The organism is Agrobacterium sp. CCNWLW32 (assembly GCF_037083425.1).
Taxonomy (GTDB): domain Bacteria; phylum Pseudomonadota; class Alphaproteobacteria; order Rhizobiales; family Rhizobiaceae; genus Agrobacterium; species Agrobacterium radiobacter.
The window spans coordinates 1-17,803 of sequence record NZ_JBAOJM010000012.1; the positions used below are offsets into that span (position 1 = coordinate 1).

General features: G+C 60.0%; 15 protein-coding genes. 10 read left to right on the top strand and 5 right to left on the bottom strand.

Features of this window, described 5'->3' with window-relative positions; all coding sequences use genetic code 11:
- The 3 genes from V6R85_RS20530 to V6R85_RS20540 form a co-directional block, all read right to left on the bottom strand.
- Positions 1 to 845: carbohydrate ABC transporter permease (locus tag V6R85_RS20530; protein WP_336377183.1), on the bottom strand; the 845-nt coding region annotated here is incomplete at its 3' end.
- A gap of 54 nt (positions 846 to 899) precedes the next feature.
- The gene (locus V6R85_RS20535; RefSeq protein WP_111781222.1) at positions 900 to 2,177 is read right to left on the bottom strand and encodes a D-tagatose-bisphosphate aldolase, class II, non-catalytic subunit; all 1,278 of its coding nucleotides are present in this window, start codon (positions 2,175 to 2,177) and stop codon (positions 900 to 902) included.
- Positions 2,174 to 3,163, bottom strand: coding sequence for a tagatose kinase (locus V6R85_RS20540; RefSeq protein WP_111781229.1), 990 nt, complete (start codon positions 3,161 to 3,163; stop codon positions 2,174 to 2,176). The genes V6R85_RS20535 and V6R85_RS20540 overlap by 4 nt, the downstream gene beginning before the upstream one ends.
- Positions 3,164 to 3,491: 328 nt before the next feature.
- Here V6R85_RS20540 and V6R85_RS20545 point away from each other — a divergent pair, with 328 nt between their 5' ends.
- The 4 genes from V6R85_RS20545 to V6R85_RS20560 all read left to right on the top strand — a co-directional run bounded on the left by V6R85_RS20545 (position 3,492) and on the right by V6R85_RS20560 (position 7,993).
- Complete coding sequence (locus tag V6R85_RS20545; protein WP_174055153.1) at positions 3,492 to 4,805, top strand: ABC transporter substrate-binding protein; 1,314 nt, start codon at positions 3,492 to 3,494, stop codon at positions 4,803 to 4,805.
- Positions 4,806 to 5,065: 260 nt separating this feature from the next.
- Positions 5,066 to 5,836 carry a galactitol 2-dehydrogenase gene (locus V6R85_RS20550; RefSeq protein WP_112958754.1) on the top strand — a complete coding sequence of 257 codons (771 nt, stop codon included), beginning with the start codon at positions 5,066 to 5,068 and terminating at the stop codon, positions 5,834 to 5,836.
- A 16-nt stretch (positions 5,837 to 5,852) separates the two neighbouring features.
- Entirely contained in the window at positions 5,853 to 6,863 is a 1,011-nt protein-coding gene (locus V6R85_RS20555) for a D-altritol 5-dehydrogenase (protein ID WP_112958755.1), read from the top strand.
- A 116-nt stretch (positions 6,864 to 6,979) separates the two neighbouring features.
- On the top strand, positions 6,980 to 7,993 hold the full coding sequence (locus V6R85_RS20560; protein WP_003510378.1) for a LacI family DNA-binding transcriptional regulator: 1,014 nt from the start codon (positions 6,980 to 6,982) through the stop codon (positions 7,991 to 7,993).
- A 100-nt stretch (positions 7,994 to 8,093) separates the two neighbouring features.
- On the opposite strand, the gene V6R85_RS20565 is transcribed toward V6R85_RS20560, so the two are convergent.
- Complete coding sequence (locus V6R85_RS20565) at positions 8,094 to 9,290, bottom strand: MFS transporter (RefSeq protein ID WP_003510380.1); 1,197 nt, start codon at positions 9,288 to 9,290, stop codon at positions 8,094 to 8,096.
- 124 nt (positions 9,291 to 9,414) lie between these two features.
- Between V6R85_RS20565 and V6R85_RS20570 the strand changes: the two genes are divergently transcribed.
- On the top strand, positions 9,415 to 10,269 hold the full coding sequence (locus V6R85_RS20570) for an AraC family transcriptional regulator (RefSeq protein WP_003510382.1): 855 nt from the start codon (positions 9,415 to 9,417) through the stop codon (positions 10,267 to 10,269).
- A 137-nt stretch (positions 10,270 to 10,406) separates the two neighbouring features.
- Here V6R85_RS20570 and V6R85_RS20575 read toward each other — a convergent pair whose 3' ends face one another.
- Positions 10,407 to 11,297, bottom strand: coding sequence for a helix-turn-helix domain-containing protein (locus V6R85_RS20575; protein ID WP_003510385.1), 891 nt, complete (start codon positions 11,295 to 11,297; stop codon positions 10,407 to 10,409).
- 92 nt (positions 11,298 to 11,389) lie between these two features.
- On the opposite strand from V6R85_RS20575, the gene V6R85_RS20580 reads away from it, so the two are divergent.
- From V6R85_RS20580 to V6R85_RS20600, 5 genes are all read left to right on the top strand, one after another.
- The gene (locus tag V6R85_RS20580) at positions 11,390 to 12,661 is read left to right on the top strand and encodes an ABC transporter substrate-binding protein (protein ID WP_112958752.1); all 1,272 of its coding nucleotides are present in this window, start codon (positions 11,390 to 11,392) and stop codon (positions 12,659 to 12,661) included.
- 261 nt (positions 12,662 to 12,922) lie between these two features.
- Positions 12,923 to 13,783 carry a carbohydrate ABC transporter permease gene (locus V6R85_RS20585; RefSeq protein WP_003523586.1) on the top strand — a complete coding sequence of 287 codons (861 nt, stop codon included), beginning with the start codon at positions 12,923 to 12,925 and terminating at the stop codon, positions 13,781 to 13,783.
- Positions 13,780 to 14,616, top strand: a complete 837-nt coding sequence (locus V6R85_RS20590) for a carbohydrate ABC transporter permease (protein ID WP_003510390.1) — start codon at positions 13,780 to 13,782, stop codon at positions 14,614 to 14,616. Before V6R85_RS20585 ends, V6R85_RS20590 begins: the two co-directional genes overlap by 4 nt.
- Positions 14,617 to 14,627: 11 nt before the next feature.
- Positions 14,628 to 15,713: an ABC transporter ATP-binding protein gene (locus tag V6R85_RS20595; RefSeq protein ID WP_003510391.1), complete on the top strand. Its 1,086-nt coding sequence runs from the start codon at positions 14,628 to 14,630 to the stop codon at positions 15,711 to 15,713.
- A 36-nt stretch (positions 15,714 to 15,749) separates the two neighbouring features.
- A complete protein-coding gene (locus tag V6R85_RS20600) occupies positions 15,750 to 17,753 on the top strand; it encodes an aldo/keto reductase (RefSeq protein WP_003510392.1) in 2,004 nt (667 codons plus the stop codon).
- Positions 17,754 to 17,803: the final 50 nt, after the last annotated feature.

The window sequence follows — 17,803 nt, forward strand, 5'->3', positions numbered from 1 at the left end:
CGCATCAGGAAGATGGCGACGATATTGGCGAGCACGACGGCGATGATGCCACCGGCCGATGCGCCGCCGACGTCGTAGCCCAGAAGCGCCGTGCGATAGATGAGGAAGGCAAGGTTGGTCGAGGCATAACCCGGGCCGCCATTGGTGGTGACGAGGATTTCCGCGTAAACGCCGAGCAGGAAGATCGTCTGGATGAGGATGACGACGGTGATGGCGCGGGCAAGATGCGGCAGCGTCAGGTAGATGAAGCGGTTGATGAAGTTGGCGCCATCCATCTCGGCCGCTTCCTTCTGCTCGCCATCGAGCGACTGGAGGGCGGTGAGCAGGATCAGCGTGGCAAAGGGCAGCCATTGCCAGGCGACGATGATGATGATGGAGAGCAGCGGAAACTGCGCGAACCAGTCGACCGGCTGCAGGCCGAAGAAGCGCGACAGATCGGCAAGCACGCCGTAACCGGGATGCATGATCATGTTCTTCCACACCAGTGCTGCGACAGGCGGCATGACGAAGAAGGGCGAGATGATCATGATGCGCACGATGCCCTGACCGAAGATGTCATTGTCGAGTAGCAGCGCAATGGCGATGCCGCCGATGACGGTGATCAAAAGCACGCCGCCGACGATCAGCAGCGTGTTCCAGATCGACTGGAAGAAGGCCGGATCGGTATAGAAATACTGGTAATTGAACAGGCCGGCGAAGCTGACATTGGCAGGGTTGAGCAGATTGTAGTTCTGGAACGAGAACCACAGGGTCATCGCCAAAGGCACGATCATCCATACCAGCAAAAGCAGGACCGACGGCGCTAGCATCACCCGCGCAAGGCCGCTCGTGTTCCGTGTTGCCATGATAGTCCCCTCCCAGAAAGACACCCGCTGGGGCATCCAAACTCAATGATTGTCTCAGTGGCGACCTTCGCCCGTTGCTGCGTGGTAGGTCGCCAGTACCTGATCCACCGCCGCGACCAGAACCTCCTCCATATCCTTGCCCGCAACCGTCGCGAGCGGTAGCTCGCCGAGATACTGCCGCAGCAGGGTCTCGGGAATTGTCTTCCCATCCAGTGCCTTGTGCAAGGCGGAAACGGCCGCAAGCGCCTCCGGCCGCGTCCAGTAATAGCGGATACGGTCGCTGTAGCTGTAGTGGCGCTGCAATCGGAGCGTGATGTCATCGCCATGATAATGTCCGCGCCAGTCACCGGGCGAGGAGAGCATCAGCTCTTCCATGGTCCGCGCCAGGGGACGATCGCCATAGTCGCTGACCATCTCGGATGCGATCATGTCGAGAGCGTAAAGCGCCTCGCGATAGGCGAAGGTCAGGCCGGGACCCACTTTCAGGATGGGATATCCATCGCATACCAGTGTCGTGAGAGCGGCCTGTGTCTGGTAATCGGTGGAATGGGCCTCGAAAACCAGTTGTGGTTCGGCATCCAGCACGGCGCTCAAGGCAATGGCTGCCTGTGGATTATAAGCGACGACATTGTCGCTGCCGAATTCCACGCCGGGCTGTACGACGAAGGCGATGACCCGTTCGAACGCATCGGAAAGACCATGCCGTGCGAAGATTTCGCGGTGAAGCTCGATTGTCTGGCGCGCTGCCTGCGGCTCCGTTGGTGCAACCGTGTCGAGCACATGATCGGCGCCGCCCGGCACCGGCACTTCGGTACCGAGAATATAAAGCGGTTTTGGCAAGCCGGACTCGATGGCTGCCTTTTCGGCGACGGCCGCGAGTTTCGCGGCCCGGTTGGCAATCGTGACGTCGTCCAGCGCTGCCGGCTCACCGTCGCAGCCCATCGATGCATCAAGATGGATCTTGCGAAAACCCGCCGCCACATAGGCCTCGACCATCGCGGCGGCTTTTGTCAGCGCATCTTCGGCCTTTTCCCTGCGCCAGGGATTGGGGCCGAGATGATCGCCGCCAAAGATCACTAGTTCGCGGGGCAATCCTTCTTCCTCGGCAATGCTGTTGACGAAGGTGACGAAGTCCCGCGGTGTCATGCCGGTATAACCGCCGAGGTGATTGACCTGGTTGCAGGTGGCCTCGATCAGCACCGGTGTTTTGCCGGCGGCGGCGCGGCGAATTGCGGCGCGCAAAACCACGGGATGGGCGGAGCAGACTGAGGTGATGCCAGCGGGCCTGCCGGAGCGGCGCGCGGCGGCGAGATTTTCGAGTATGCCGGTCACAGGATTTCCTCCGACAGTTGCGCGGCCAGAAAGGCGTCGAGTTCGGAAAGGCTGACGGCGCCCTCCATCGGGCCGCGGCGAGTGACATTGTGCGCGCCGGCGGCATTGGCGTAGGCGAGCGCCTTTTGTGGATGCATGCCGAGGCGGCGGCAGGTGAGATAGGTTGCGCCGAAACAGTCGCCGGCACCGGTCGGGTCGACTTCGCGAACCCTCAGGCCGGGGGCATCGATACGTCCATGGGTACGGCTGAAATGGCTTGCGCCATCCGCACCGCGTTTCAGCACGATCTCGCCGATCCCGGAGGCGAGGAGCTTTTCGATCGCTGCGTCCTCGTCATCCAGACCTGAGGCGGCCTGAAGCTCTTCGCCGGAAGGCAGCAGAAGATCGGTGACACCAAGGAGATCATCGATCAGCCTGCGGCCGGCATCGTCCTGCGCCAGTTCCTTGCGGATGTTCGGATCAAAGGACACCGAGCCGCCGCGCGCCTTGACGCTTTTGATCGCTTCCAGAATGATCTCGCCAATACCGGCAATCGCGAAGGCCGATCCCATGACATGCACATGCCCGGCTTTTTCAATGAGGGCCTGCGCTTCATCCGTCATATGCGTTTCGCGCGCCGCCGAATGGGCTATGTTGAAAACGAAGTCCCGTGCGCCATTTTCCCGGTAACGCACGAAGGCGCTGCCCGTCGGCCGGTCGGCTATTGTGGCGATGGCCGAGACATCAACGCCGTCGCGGCGAAGCCTTTCGACATTGAGACGGCCGAAATCATCGTCACCAACTGCGGCAATGATGCCGGCGCTTCCGCCGCAACGCGCCACCTGATCGGTGAAGATGGCCGGTGCGCCGCTCGGGAAGGGGCCGATCAGCGATTGCGGTTCGAGAAACCCGTCGCCCACCGTCGTCGCCATGATTTCCACGAGGATTTCACCTGCCGTGATGGTCGGACCTTTCGTGTGCGGCGCCAGTGCGGATGTCTGCCTCATCGTCTACTCCTCATGCATTCGGTCCCGGCCTTTCGGGCGAGGAAAATCCCGCCATTTCGCGGACTCTTGCTTTCGGATATCATTCAAAAATTTACGCGCGTCAATATATGTGGTGATAAAAATTTTGCTGCATCGCAGCGGGATGGCTGCTCGATGAAATAATTTTTGAAGATGTTATTCGCGGTAAAACAATCATTTATGGTATTTTCGGCGACGTGGCCGTGATTGGTTTTATTTTCGTATGTTGACAAAGGAGTGAGTTTTGAAGGATAAAAAATTTACGCATGTATTGTTGTGCGTGGACATCCGTAAAGGAGGAGCGGGTATCATGAACAAATTTATGGGAATTCTGTCATCGTCCGTGGTCGGCATCGGCCTTTTCGCCGGTCTTGCGCAGGCGGAAGAAATCAACATCGCCACCGTCAACAATGGCGACATGATCATTATGCAGAAGCTTTCCAGCGCCTGGGAGAAGGAAACGGGCAACAAGATCAACTGGATCGTGCTGGAAGAGAATGTCCTGCGCGAGCGTGTCACCACCGATATCGCCACCAATGGCGGCCAGTTCGACATCATGACCATCGGCGGTTATGAAGCGCCGATCTGGGGTAAGCAGGGCTGGCTGGCGCCGGTCGATGATCTCGGCGACGATTACGATTACGCCGATCTGCTCGATCCGATCAAAAAAGGCCTGACGGTGGACGGTAAGCTTTACGCGGTGCCGTTTTATACCGAAAGCTCGTTTACCCTTTACCGTAAGGACCTGTTCGACGCGGCCGGTCTGAAGATGCCTGATAATCCGAGCTACGACCAGATCAAGGATTTTGCCGCCAAGCTGACCGACAAGTCGAAGCAGCAATATGGCATCTGCCTGCGCGGCAAGCCGGGCTGGGGCGAGAACATGGCTTTCCTCGGGACCATGATCAACACCTATGGCGGACGCTGGTTCGATATGGACTGGAAGCCGCAGCTGACGAGCGAGCCGTGGAAAAAGGCGATCTCGGATTACGTCGCGCTGATGACCTCTTACGGCCCGCCCGGTGCGGCAGCCAACGGCTTCAACGAGAACCAGACGCTGTTTTCATCCGGCCGCTGCGCCATGTGGATCGACGCCACCTCGGCGGCAGGCCGGGTCTATGATCCCAAACAGAGCCAGGTCGCCGACAAGACCGCCTTCACGCGGGCTCCGGTCGAGGCGACGCCGAACGGGTCGAGCTGGTCCTGGTCGTGGAACCTTGCAATTCCGAACAGCACGAAGAAGCTCGAAACCGCCAAGTCCTTCGTCAAATGGGCGACCTCGAAGTCCTATGTGAAGACGGTCGGTGAAAGCGAAGGCTGGGTAGCCGTGCCGCCGGGCACGCGCAAATCCACCTATGAGCTGCCGGAATACAAGAAGGCGGCGCCCTTTGCGGATACGGTGCTGAAGGCCATCATGTCGGCCGATCCGTCGAAACCGACCAAGGATCCGGTTCCCTATACCGGCGTGCAGTTCGTCGCCATACCGGAATTCCAGTCCATCGGCACGGTTGTCGGCCAGCAGATCGCGGCAGCCCTTTCCGGCCAGCAGACCGTCGATGCGGCGCTTGAGGGCGCACAGAAACAGGTCGAGCGTGACATGACCCGCGCGGGCTACATCAAGTAGCCGCGTCCTCCCGGCGTGCCGCCCGTTCGTCACTTTGGCGGCGGGCGGCATGGGTGGCCCCACACCCGCCGCCATCATTCCTGTGCTTGTCACAGGAATCCAGCCAGCCCAAGCCCTTGGGCTGAAAGAACTCTCTCCGCCGCATGAGAGTCACGTCGACTGGATTCCCGTGACAAGCACAGGGATGAGGGGGTGAGAAAATTGCATCTAACAACAAGCGAGCATGGCCGAGTTGTCCGCCATGCATCACGGAGATCGACATGAGATTGAACAACAAGGTCGCGCTGATTACCGGCGCCGCCCGCGGTATCGGCCTTGGTTTCGCACAGGCTTTTGCCGATGAAGGCGCAAAGGTCATCATCGCTGACATCGATATCGCCCGTGCGACGGCGTCTGCCGCCGCCATCGGCCCTTCTGCCAAGGCCGTAAAGCTGGATGTGACTGACCTTGGTCAGATCGATGCGGTGGTGAAGGCGGTGGATGAGGAATTCGGCGGCATCGATATCCTTGTCAACAATGCCGCTATCTTCGATATGGCGCCGATCAACGGTATTACCGAAGAGAGCTATGAGCGGGTTTTCGACATCAATCTCAAGGGACCGCTTTTCATGATGAAGGCCGTCTCCAATGTCATGATTGCCCGTGCACGCGGCGGCAAGATCATCAATATGGCGAGCCAGGCCGGCCGTCGCGGTGAGGCGCTCGTCACGCTTTATTGCGCTTCCAAGGCCGCGATCATTTCCGCCACGCAGTCGGCGGCGCTGGCGCTCGTCAAGCACGGCATCAATGTCAACGCCATCGCGCCCGGTGTCGTGGATGGTGAGCACTGGGAAGTGGTCGATGCACATTTTGCCAAATGGGAAGGCCTGAGGCCGGGGGAGAAGAAGGCGGCGGTAGCTAAATCCGTGCCGATCGGCCGTTTCGCCACGCCCGATGACATCAAGGGGCTGGCGGTTTTCCTCGCCTCTTCCGACAGCGATTATATTCTCGCCCAGACATACAATGTCGATGGCGGCAACTGGATGAGCTGAAAAGCCGGAGATGACCATGCATGCCATTCAATTCGTCGAGAAGGGACGCGTCGTGCTGGCGGAGGTTCCGGTCGCGGATCTACCGCCGGGCCACGCCCTCGTGCGGGTCAAGGCTTCGGGGCTTTGCCACACCGACATCGATGTACTCCATGCACGTTATGGCGACGGTGCCTTTCCCGTTATCCCGGGCCATGAATATGCCGGTGAAGTCGCGGCCGTGGCCGCTGATGTGACTGGCATCAAGGTTGGCGAACGGGTGGTGGTCGATCCCAATCTGCCCTGTGGCGTCTGCGCGAGTTGCAGGAAGGGGCTTACCAACCTCTGCAGCACACTGAAGGCCTATGGCGTCTCCCATAATGGCGGCTTTGCGGAATTCAGCGTGGTGCATGCCGATCACCTGCACCGCATCGGTTCCATGCCCTATCATGTCGCGGCATTGGCAGAACCGCTCGCCTGCGTCGTCAATGGCATGCAGAGCGCGGGCATCGGCGAAAGTGGTATCGTACCGGAAAACGCGCTGGTTTTTGGTGCCGGCCCTATCGGCCTGCTGCTTGCCTTGTCGCTGAAATCGCGCGGCATCAGGACGGTGACGATTGCCGACATCAATGAAAGCAGGCTGGCCTTCGCCGAAGATCTCGGGCTTGAGGTGGCGGTTTCCGGCTCGGAAGCGCTCCTGCGGCAACAGAAATCGTTCGATTTCGTGGCCGATGCGACCGGCATCGCCGCTGTTGCGGAAGCGATGATCCCGCTGGTTGCCGATGGCGGTACGGCGCTGTTCTTTGGCGTCTGCGCGCCGGATGCCCGCATTGCTGTCTCGCCCTTCGAAATCTTCAGGCGTCAGTTGAAGCTTGTCGGTTCACATTCGCTGAACCGTAACATTCCGCAGGCGTTAGCTATTCTGGAGACGGATGGTGATGTCATGGCGCGGCTGGTGTCGCACCGACTGCCGCTTTCGGAGATGCTGCCGTTCTTTACGAAAAAGCCGTCCGATCCGGCTACAATGAAAGTGCAATTTGCGGCCGAATGATCTTTTGGCCGTTGATAACCACATTCGACCGGCTTTTCGTGCGAAGGCCGGTCGATATAGAATACCACATGTAATATTTCATGGGGGCAAGCACTTTGGCCAAATCTATCAGGACGATGGAAGAGTTTTCGGAATTCGTCGGCCTTTCCCGCCCGACCGTTTCGAAATACTTCAATGATCCGGCCTCGGTCCGCAAGAAGACCCGGGATGCCATTGAGGACGCGCTGAAGAAATCGGGCTTCAGGCCCAATATCTTTGCCGTGAACCTCAACCGCCGCCGCTCCAATATCATCGGCATCATCATCCCGAACTCGACGGACCCGTTCTATATGGCGCTGACGAGCCGTATCGAACTCATCGCCAATGAGGCGGGGTTCCTTGCCTTCGTGCTGTCATCTGACGGCAAGGCGGAGATTGAAGACCGCGCCATCCGCACCTTCAAGTCGATGAATGTCGCGGGCGCCATCATCGCCCCGCTCGGTGTCAAATCCCACCGCGCCACGCTGGAGCAGCTCGCGGCCAGTATTCCGATCGTTTATGTGGATTCGCCTCTCGATGAGACCTCGGCCTTTGTCGGCACCGACAACCGCCAGAGTGTCGGGCTGATGGTGGATTATCTCTGCCGTTCGGGCGAGCCGCCCTGTTTCTTCGACATGCCGCAGGTCAACACCAATGCTGCGACGCGCCGCACGGCTTACGTGGAGGCCATGCAGCGTCTCGGTTTCGAGCCGCATGTGATCGATGTCCCTGATATCGTCACCTGGGATTTCGAACGTTTCGCCTTTGATGAAGCCTCCCGGCTGCTTGATGGGGCAGGGCTTTTGCCATCGCGCACCATTCTGTGCGCCAACGACCGTATCGCCTTCGGCGTCATCGCCGCCGCCTTCCAGAAAGGGATCAAGGTTGGTCACGGTGCGGATTACGATCTCCGGGTCGCCGGCCATGATGATCATCCGCTGTCGCGTTACGCCTGCCCGCCGATTACCACGGTGGCGCAGAACTATAACGAGATCGGCAGGCTCTCGATCGAGCTTCTGTTGCAGAAGCTGGATGAAGAGGCGGATGACGCAACCCGGATGCGCGAGCGCATTCTCCTCAGCGCCGATCTGATGTTGCGTAAATCGGCCTGACGGTTTTTGGCGCAGAGTGCGGTCTTCGCTTAACGGATCACGGCGATCACCTGAGTATCACAGGTGACCGCCGTGATGAAAAGCGTTGAACGCAAGGCTTTTAGCGGTGGCTTGGCAGCTTCGGCAGGAACACCGTCAAAAGGCCGAGCAGCGGCATGTAGGAGCAGATGCGATAGACGAATTCAATGCCTTCCTTGTCCGCATAGACGCCCAGAACCGCCGCCCCGATACCGCCGAAACCGAAGGCGAAACCGAAGAACATGCCGGCGATGAGGCCGACGCGACCCGGCACCAGTTCCTGTGCGAACACCACGATGGCCGAGAAGGCCGACGAGAAGACGAAGCCGATCACGACGACCAGAACCGCCGTCCAGAACAGGTTGGCATAGGGCAGCATCAGCGCGAAGGGAATGACGCCGAGGATCGAGAACCAGATGACCACGCGGGAGCCGAAACGGTCACCGATCGGGCCGCCGAAGAACACGCCGAGTGCTGAAGCCCCGAGGAAGAGGAACAGCAGAACCTGCGCGTCCTGCACGCCAAGACCGAACCGGTCGATCGTGTAGAAGGTGAAGTAGCTGGACAGGCTGGCGAGATAGGCGTTCTTGGTTGCGGTCAGGACCACCAGAACGAGAAGCGTCATCATAACCGTGCCGCGTGCCAGCGGCAGGGCGCGGCTGACAGGGGCCTTGCCGACGGTGGCGCGGCGATGGCGGGTATACCAGACGCCGACCCACGAAAGCACGCCAAAACCGACGAGCGCAATCAGCGAGAACCAGCTGAGGCTCGACTGGCCGAGCGGTATGACGATGAAAGCGGCGAGCAGCGGGCCGATGGCCGTTCCGGTATTGCCGCCGACCTGGAAGAAGGACTGTGCAAGGCCGTGACGGCCGCCGGATGCCAGGCGCGCAACGCGCGAGGCTTCCGGATGGAAGATCGCCGAGCCGATGCCGATGAGGCAGGCGCCGATCACCAGAACCTCGAAACTGTGGGCGAAGGCGAGCGTGATGAGGCCGGCGCAGGTGGACAGCATGGCGACGGGCAGGGAGAAGGGCATGGGCCAGCGATCGGTCACCATGCCGACGACCGGCTGCAACAGCGATGCGGTGACCTGAAAGGCGAAGGTCAGCAGCCCGATCTGCATGAAATCGAGCGCGTAATTGGCCTTCAGCAGCGGGTAAAGCGACGTCAGCAGCGATTGCATGATGTCGTTGAGCATATGGCAGAAGCTCGCGGCAGCGATGATTGAAAACGCCGTGCGTTGCGGGTTGAACCCGGCGCTGGTGACGGTGGCCATGGTGTATCCTCTCCAGATTCCCGATGGAAGGGCGGGAAACGTGTCTTTATTTCTTCCCGCTTTTATTCATATTGTTTCTGGCCTGCATTTTTGTTCTGGACGAGTTTCTTTGTGAGTGGGCCAAATGGCAAAAATCAAATCGCGGCCGCCTGCAGGGCTGACGCAGGACGAGCATGAACGCAGTCTGAAATTGATCGACGGCACCAATGAACCGGTGCTGGCGCTTTGCCGCGTCTATCCCACGGGGCACCGAACCCCGCCCCACAGCCACAGCCGGGTGCAGATCTGGTGTGCCCGTCAGGGTGTGGTGCTGGTCAGCACCGCCGATGGGCGCTGGATGATACCGCCCGGTCACGGGCTCCTCATTCCTGCCGGGCTGCAGCACGAGGCCGAGACCATTTCCACGGTGGAGATGCACTCGATCTACGTTCATCCCGATCTCTTCCATGCCGGCGCGCCGCGGGTGGTGGAAATAACCGATCTCGCCTCCAGCCTGATTTCGGAACTGCTGGCTGAGGAACACCAGCCGTCGGCATTTCATCGGCAGGGCCTCGTGCGCGCGCTTTTGCTGGACGAGGTCAACCGCCTGCCGGAAAGGCCGCTCGGATTGCCTTTTCCCGATAATCAGCGTCTGGCTGCGCTCTGCCGCGATTTCCTCAAGAAGCCCGTAGCACGGGTGGAGATCGACGACTGGGCGGCAGCCATGGGAATCAGCCGCCGCTCTTTCACGCGCCTGTTCCGCCGGGAACTCGGGGTGAGTTTCGTCACCTGGCGCCAGCAGGCCTGCATTTTCGCTTCACTGCCGAGGCTGGCGGCCGGCGAGGCGGTGACCAATGTGGCGTTGGATGCCGGTTATGAAAACATTCCCGCCTTCACCACCATGTTCCGGCGGATGCTCGGCAGTTCGCCCCGGGCTTATCGGCAGGCGGCGCGGCAGCGCGGCGGAGCTTTTCCGAAACCGGAAGAAATTGGGGACTAGGCTTCAGGCTCCTCCTCATCCCTGTGATTGTCACAGGGATACAGCCCGCCAAAGTCTTGAGCTGAAAAGAGTCCTCTCGCCGCGTAGACGCGCGTCGACTGGATTCCGGTGACAAGCACAGGAATGAGGGAGGTGCCCTAAGCCGCCGTCGCCCGCATGTCGCGGCGGAAATCGGAAGGTGACATGCCGGCGATCTGGCGAAACGCCTTGTTGAAGGCGCTGACGGAGCCGAAGCCGCTTTCCATGGCGATCTGCAGAATATTGTCCTTGCCGGTCATCAGCATTGCCTGTGCACGCGAAAGGCGTAGCAGGGTCAGATATTTGATCAGCGTCATGCCTGTGGATTTCCGGAACAGGTTCATCGCGTATTTCGGATGCAATGATGCGGCGCGGGCAATATCGGTCGCGTCGATATCGTCGAGGAAATTGGCGGCGATGAAATCGCACATGCGCACCACGCCGATGGATGGCGCCATGCCTTCCTCATCCTCTCTGTGTTTTGCATCGGCGGCGGACGATACGACGGAATAGGGTTCGAGAAACATCCGTTCCACCCGCAGCAGCAATTCCTCCACCGCATGTTGCGCTCTGGCCGGATCACCCGAGGCGACATAGCGGAACCAGCGGCCGAAATTCTCCTTATCCGCCAGGTCAGTTTCGGCGCTCACCATTGTGGCGCCACCCATCAACTGGCTGGAGACGGCGGCAGGCAGGCGCATACGGAAGAAATGCACGAGCGGCAGATGCGCGCCCGCATAAAAGGAATCGTCGGAGGAGCGGTCCATCTGGTGCGGCTGGCCACCCCAGAAAATGCACATCTGGCCGGCCTCGAGCGAGAGTTCATGATCGCCCATGCGGTAATGCACCGATCCCGACATCACATAATTCACCTCGACCTGCGCGTGCCAGTGGGGGCGGAGCATGATGGGCGGGTGATTATGAAAGAGCTGAAGCGTTGTCGGCATGCCTTCGATGCTGCTCGCACCCGGTTGGTAGAAGGCTCTTTCGGCAATCTTACTTTCCGCCAAATCGGTGTTCCCTTTTTACGAGACAGATTTCCTGCCGCCGCTAATGTGCCCATGTTCGCTTAAGAACGGCAATTGAAAAAGGGAGGTTTTCAATGTGCTTGAAATTTCTAGGCGCGTCTACCGCTATGCTGCTTCTTGCAGCCCCGGCTTTCGCGCAAACCGAGACCGTCACCATCTGGAGCTGGAATGTCGCGGCTTCCGCGCTGAAATCCACGGTGGAAGGTTTCAATAAACAGAATCCGGATATCAAGATCGTCGTTGAAGACCTTGGAAACAATCAGGTTTTTGACAAGACGCTTGCCGCCTGCGCAGCCGGTGGTGATGGTCTTCCGGACATTGTCACCATAGAGAATTTCGAGGCGGAGCTGTTCTGGAGCCGCTTCCCCGATTGTTTCGCCAATCTGACCGAGCTTGGCTACACGCCTGAGAAACAGGCGCTTTTCCCTGATTTCAAGCGCACGGAACTAGAGGTTGACGGCGTCGCCTATGCGGTTCCGTGGGACTCGGGTCCAGTGGCGGTGTTCTATCGCCGCGACTTCTATGAAAAGGCGGGTGTAGATCCCGCCACCATCAAAAGCTGGGATGATTTCATCGCTGCGGGCAAAAAGGTCATGGCTGCCAATCCCGGCACGGTGATGGCGCAAGCCGATTTCAACGGCGACAGCGAATGGTTCCGCATGATCGCCAATGAACAGGGATGCGGTTACTTTTCGACCGATGGCCAGAGCATCACCATCAACAAGCCCGCCTGTGTCGCGACCCTTGAAAAGGTCAAGGAGATGAAAGACGCCGGCATCATCACGGCCGCGATCTGGGATGAAAAGATCCAGGCCAATACGGCAGGAAAGGCCGCAAGCCAGATGTATGGCGCCTGGTATGAAGGCACGGTGCGTTCCAGCTCTCCTGATCTTTCCGGCAAATGGGGCGTCTATCTGATGCCGAGCCTGACGCCGGATGGCCCGCATGCGGCCAATCTCGGCGGTTCGTCACTCGCAATCAGCTCGACATCCCAGCACAAGGAGGCCGCTTGGAAATATATCGATTACGCGCTGACCACCAATGAAGGGCAGGTGACGATGTTGAAATCCTTCGGCCTCGTTCCCTCGCTGCTGTCAGCCATTGACGATCCTTTCGTCAAGGAAAAGCAGGCCTATTGGGGCGGGCAGGCTGTGTGGACCGATATTCTCGCCACCCTGCCGAAGATTGTGCCAAGCCGCGGCACGGCGTTCCAGTCGGATGCCGATGCGATCTACAAGGCGACGCAGACGAAGTACTTTGCGGGCGGGTACCCCGATGCGAAGGCCGCGCTGGATGATGCGGCCAAGCAGATCGAAACGGCAACAGGTTTGCCGGCCGCGGAGTAAACAGTCGGTAGCTGATGGACCGAGCGGGTGCCGCGCGTTTCTTCTCCCCGAGGGGGAGAAGTCCGCGGCAGCGGGATGAGGGGCGAGGCCAGCGATAGACCGCGAGCTAGCCCCCTCATCCGGCCCTTCGGGCCACCTCCTCCCCCACTGGGAGAAGAAACGCGCGGTACCGCCTTGCCATGGCCTCGCCCTCAAACGGGGGCAGGCCTCTTTCAAACTTTTCCATTTACCCGGCAAAACCGCCGGCATCTGGAGGTCGTCATGCCGTCAAGGAACAGGATCGCTTATGCGTTCCTTGCGCCCTATCTCCTGATTTTCGCCACCTTCTGGGTCTGGCCGATCATCAGCTCGTTCATGCTGTCGTTCCAGAATACACGCATCAATCCGTGGCGGTTCGCCCCCTCCATGAACTGGGGGCGGCTCGTCTCCGACCCGGCTTTTTATAATGCGCTCTACAATACGCTGATCATTCTGGTCATTCAGGTGCCCGTCATGATCGCGCTCGCCACCGTCATGGCGGTGCTCCTGAATTCGCCGCTCCTAAAGGCGCGGCCACTCTACCGCTTTGCCTTTTTCGCGCCTGTTGTTGTCGGCGAGGTTGCCTATGCCGCCGTTTTCCGGCTGATGTTCAGCGCCGATTTCGGCATCATCAACAAGCTCATCACCTCCGTCGGCCTTTCGCCCATTTCGTGGTTCGACAATGCCAATGCCGCCATGGCGCTCGTCATCATCGCGGTTACCTGGCGCTGGGCGGGGTATAACGCCATCATCATTCTGGCCGGGCTGCAATCCATCCCGGGTGATGTCTATGAGGCGGCGACGCTGGACAAGGTGAGCAAACGGCAGCAGTTCTTCTACATAACCCTGCCGCTCCTCAAACCCATCATCCTCTTCTGCGTCGTCCTGTCGGTCATCGGCACCATGCAGCTTTTCGCTGAACCCTTCCTCATCACCAACAGGGGCGGGCCAGGCGGCGGCACGGAGACGCTGGGGCTGTTCCTTTACCGGCAGGGCTTCACCTCGCTCAATTTCGGTTATGCCTCGGCCATTGCCTACACCATGGCGGCGCTCGCCATCGCCATTTCGCTGCTCAATCTATGGGTCGGGAGGGAGCCGAAATGAGATCGAAATCGAGATCGCTTTTCTGGCAGAAGATCGCGCTGCATGCGGCGCTGACGCCGCTCGCCATCATCTGGCTGTTTCCGCTGTGGATGATGTTCGTGTTCTCGACGATGCCGGATTACGGCATTTTCAGCCCGGACATTGTGCTGGTGCCGTCCACCAACTTCATCGATAATTTCGAGAACCTTCAGGCGGATACGAATTTCCTGCGGGCCATGTTCATCTCGATCACCGTCGCTGTCATCTACACTGTCCTTTCGGTGTTCCTGACCTCGATGGCGGGCTGGGCGCTGGCGCGGTACCGCTTTGCGGGACGCGGGGTGGTGATCGCCATCATTCTCGGCACCATCACCCTGCCTTTTGCGGTCGTCGTCATCCCGCAGTTCATCATGGTGGCGCGCGAATTCAAGCTCGCCAATACCTGGGTGGCGCTGATCGTGCCGCCGCTGTTCAATTCGCTCGGCGTGCTGTTCATGCGGCAATCCTTCTCGATGATGCCGACGGAACTCTTCGATGCGGCACGGGTGGAGGGCGTCAAGGAGTGGCAGATATTTCTGCGCATCGCCCTGCCGCTGGCGCGTCCCACCATGGCGGCGCTGTCGATCATCCTCTTCCTGGCCTCGTGGAACAACTACCTCTGGCCGCTTCTCATCAATTCCCGCCCAGGAATGATGACCGCACCCGTGGCGCTTGGCACCCTCATCGGGCTCACCAAAGTGTCATGGGGCGGCATCATGGCCGGCGCGGTGCTGCTCACCGCACCCATCCTCGTGGTTTTCGTGGCCTTGCAGCGTCACTTCATCGCCGGCATTTCCGCCGGGGCAGTCAAGTAAGGGGAGGCCGCATGGCGGAACTTTCGCTCAAGAACGTGGTCAAGCGTTACGGCGCGCTCGAAGTCATCCACGGTGCCGATCTGGATATTGCCGACGGCGAATTCGTCGTCTTCGTTGGCCCCTCCGGATGCGGCAAATCCACGCTGCTGCGCATGATTGCCGGGCTGGAAGACATATCGGATGGTGATGTCAGCATCGGCGGCAGGACGGTCAATGATGCCGATCCGGCGGATCGCGGCATCGCCATGGTGTTCCAGTCCTATGCGCTTTATCCGCATATGACGGTTGCCGAAAACCTGTCCTTCGGCCTTCGAATGAATGGCAATCCCAAGGCCGATACGCAAAAGCGGGTCAACCGCGCCGCCGAAATCCTGCAGATCAACGAGTTGATGGAGCGCCGGCCGAAGCAACTTTCCGGCGGCCAGAGGCAGCGTGTCGCCATCGGCCGCGCCATCGTGCGTGAACCGCAGGTTTTCCTGTTCGACGAGCCGCTCTCCAACCTCGATGCGGAGCTGCGGGTGCAGATGCGCGTCGAGATATCGCGGCTGCACAAGCAGCTGGGGACAACGATGATCTATGTGACCCATGACCAGACCGAGGCGATGACGCTGGCCGACAAGATCGTCGTCCTGCGCGCGGGCAATATCGAACAGGTCGGCGCGCCGCTCGATCTTTACGATGATCCCGCCAACCGTTTCGTTGCCGGTTTCGTCGGTTCGCCGAAGATGAATTTTCTCGACGCCACCATCATCGGCAGCGGCGCGGAGAGCGTGACGCTCTCGCTCGACAGCGATCCTGCGGTGCGGCTGACCCTGCCGACAAAGGCCCGCTTGAACGACGGAGCCCGTGTTTCGCTCGGCATCCGGCCCGAACATTTTTCCGATGCGGGGCAGGGCGATGCCGATCTCACCGTGCATGTCGATGTCGCCGAACATCTCGGCAATACCAGCTACGTTTATGCCCGTACCGAAGGCGGCGAGCAGCTCATCATCGAGAGGCCGGAATCGCGCGACGTCGGCAATCGCGACCGGCTGACGGTCGGTCTTTCCGCCCGCCGGGCCTTCCTTTTCGACAGCAAGGGCGAACGCCTGCGCTGAACCTTTTCCCAAGCACCTACATAAGACGAGGATTTCATGACGACCGAACAACCGATCCGCTGGGGCATCATCGGCCCGGGTACTATCGCGAAAACATTCGCTGACGGCATCGCCCATTCCCGTACCGGCAGGTTAGAGGCCATCGCCACCCGCAATCCGGACAAGCCCGGCCTGGCCGAGGCCTTCGCCGGTGCGCGCATCATCCATGGGTACGATGCGCTGCTTTCCGATCCCGATATCGATGCCGTCTATATCGCCACACCCCATACCGGCCATGCCGAATGGGCGATCAAGGCCATCCGCGCCGGCAAGAATGTATTGGTGGAGAAACCGATTGCGCTTTCCGCCTACGATGCCGACGCCATTTTCCACGAGGCGAGAAAGGCAGGCGTCTTTGCCGGCGAGGCCTATATGTATCGCCTGCACCCGCAGACGGCTAAATTGCTCGAACTGGTCAAGAGCCGCGCGGTTGGCGATATCCGGATCATCCGTTCCAGCTTCGGTTTCAACATGGGTTCGTTCCGGGCCGATCACCGGCTCTTCGCCAATGAGATGGCGGGCGGCGGCATTCTCGATGTCGGCGGTTATCCGGTCTCGATGGTGCGGCTGATTGCCGGCGCGGTGGATGGCAAACCCTTTGCCGAGCCGGAAAAGGTGGCGGGCGCTGCCCATCTCGGCCAGTCGGGTGTCGACGAATGGGCCTCGGCCGTGCTGAAATTTTCCAACGGCATCGTCGCCGAAGTGTCCTGCTCGATCATGGCGGGGCAGGACAATGTGCTGCGCATCATCGGTTCGGAGGGCCGGATCGAGGTCAAGGATTTCTGGTACGCTTCCGGCCATAAGGGCGGCACCGGCCGGATTGATATCTTCAGGGGCGACAAGGTGGAAACCATCGAGCTGCCGGAGGATCGTTGGCTTTATTCCTTTGAGGTCGATGCAGCGGGTGAGGCGATCCGTGAGGGCAAAAAGGAATTCGATGCACCGGGCATGGGCTGGGCCGACAGCCTCGGCAATCTGCGTGTCATGGATCAATGGCGCGCCTCGGTCGGCCTTGAATACAGCGTCGAAAAGGCAACCTCGCGCGTTGCCAACATTACCGGCGGCAAGGTCGTGGCTGGAAACGCGGTTCCGAAGCGGCAGATTCCGGGCCTTGCCAAGCCCGCCTCCGTGGTCGCGCTCGGTTTCGAATTTTTCCCCAATTTTGCCTCCGCGTCCCTGACGCTCGATGCCTTCTACGAGGCGGGCGGCAATCTGTTCGATACGGCTTATGTCTATGGCGCAGGCAGGACCGAGGCGATTTTCGGTGACTGGCACACCAGCCGCAATGTGCCGCGCGAGGAGATCGTGCTGATCGGCAAGGGTGCGCATTCGCCGCTCTGCTATCCTGATATGATCGCCAAGCAACTCGACCAGTCGCTGGAACGTCTGAAGACGGATTATGTCGATGCCTATTTCATGCATCGCGATAATCTGGATATTCCGGTCGGTGAGTTCGTCGATGCCATGGATGCCGAGGTTCGGCGCGGCCGCATTCGCGGCATTTTCGGTGGTTCGAACTGGACGCGCGAGCGCATGGACGAGGCGGCCGCCTATGCTCAGAAGAACGGCAAACAGGCCCCGGGCGCGCTTTCAAACAATTTCTCGCTCGCCGAAATGCTCGATCCGATCTGGGCGGGATGCGTGGCGGCATCGGATGACGAGTGGAAGGAATGGCTGAAATCCCGCCAGATCCCCAATTTTGCCTGGTCCAGCCAGGGGCGCGGTTTCTTCACCGACCGGGCAGGGCGCGACAAGCAGGATGATGAGGAAATCGTCCGCGTCTGGTATTCCGACCGCAATTTCGTCCGCCGCGACAGGGCGATCGAGCTTGCGCAGAAACTTGAGCGGCACCCGATCCATATCGCGCTCGCTTATGTCATCGCCCAGCCTTTCCCGGTCATCCCGCTGATCGGACCGCGCACGATTGCGGAGCTGGAGGATAGTCTTTCGGCGCTGGATATCAGGCTGACGGCCGAGCAGGTGAAGTGGCTGGAGGCGTGAAAGACAACGAGCGGTGGATTTATCCGCCGCTCGTTCGGATAGGGCAAGGC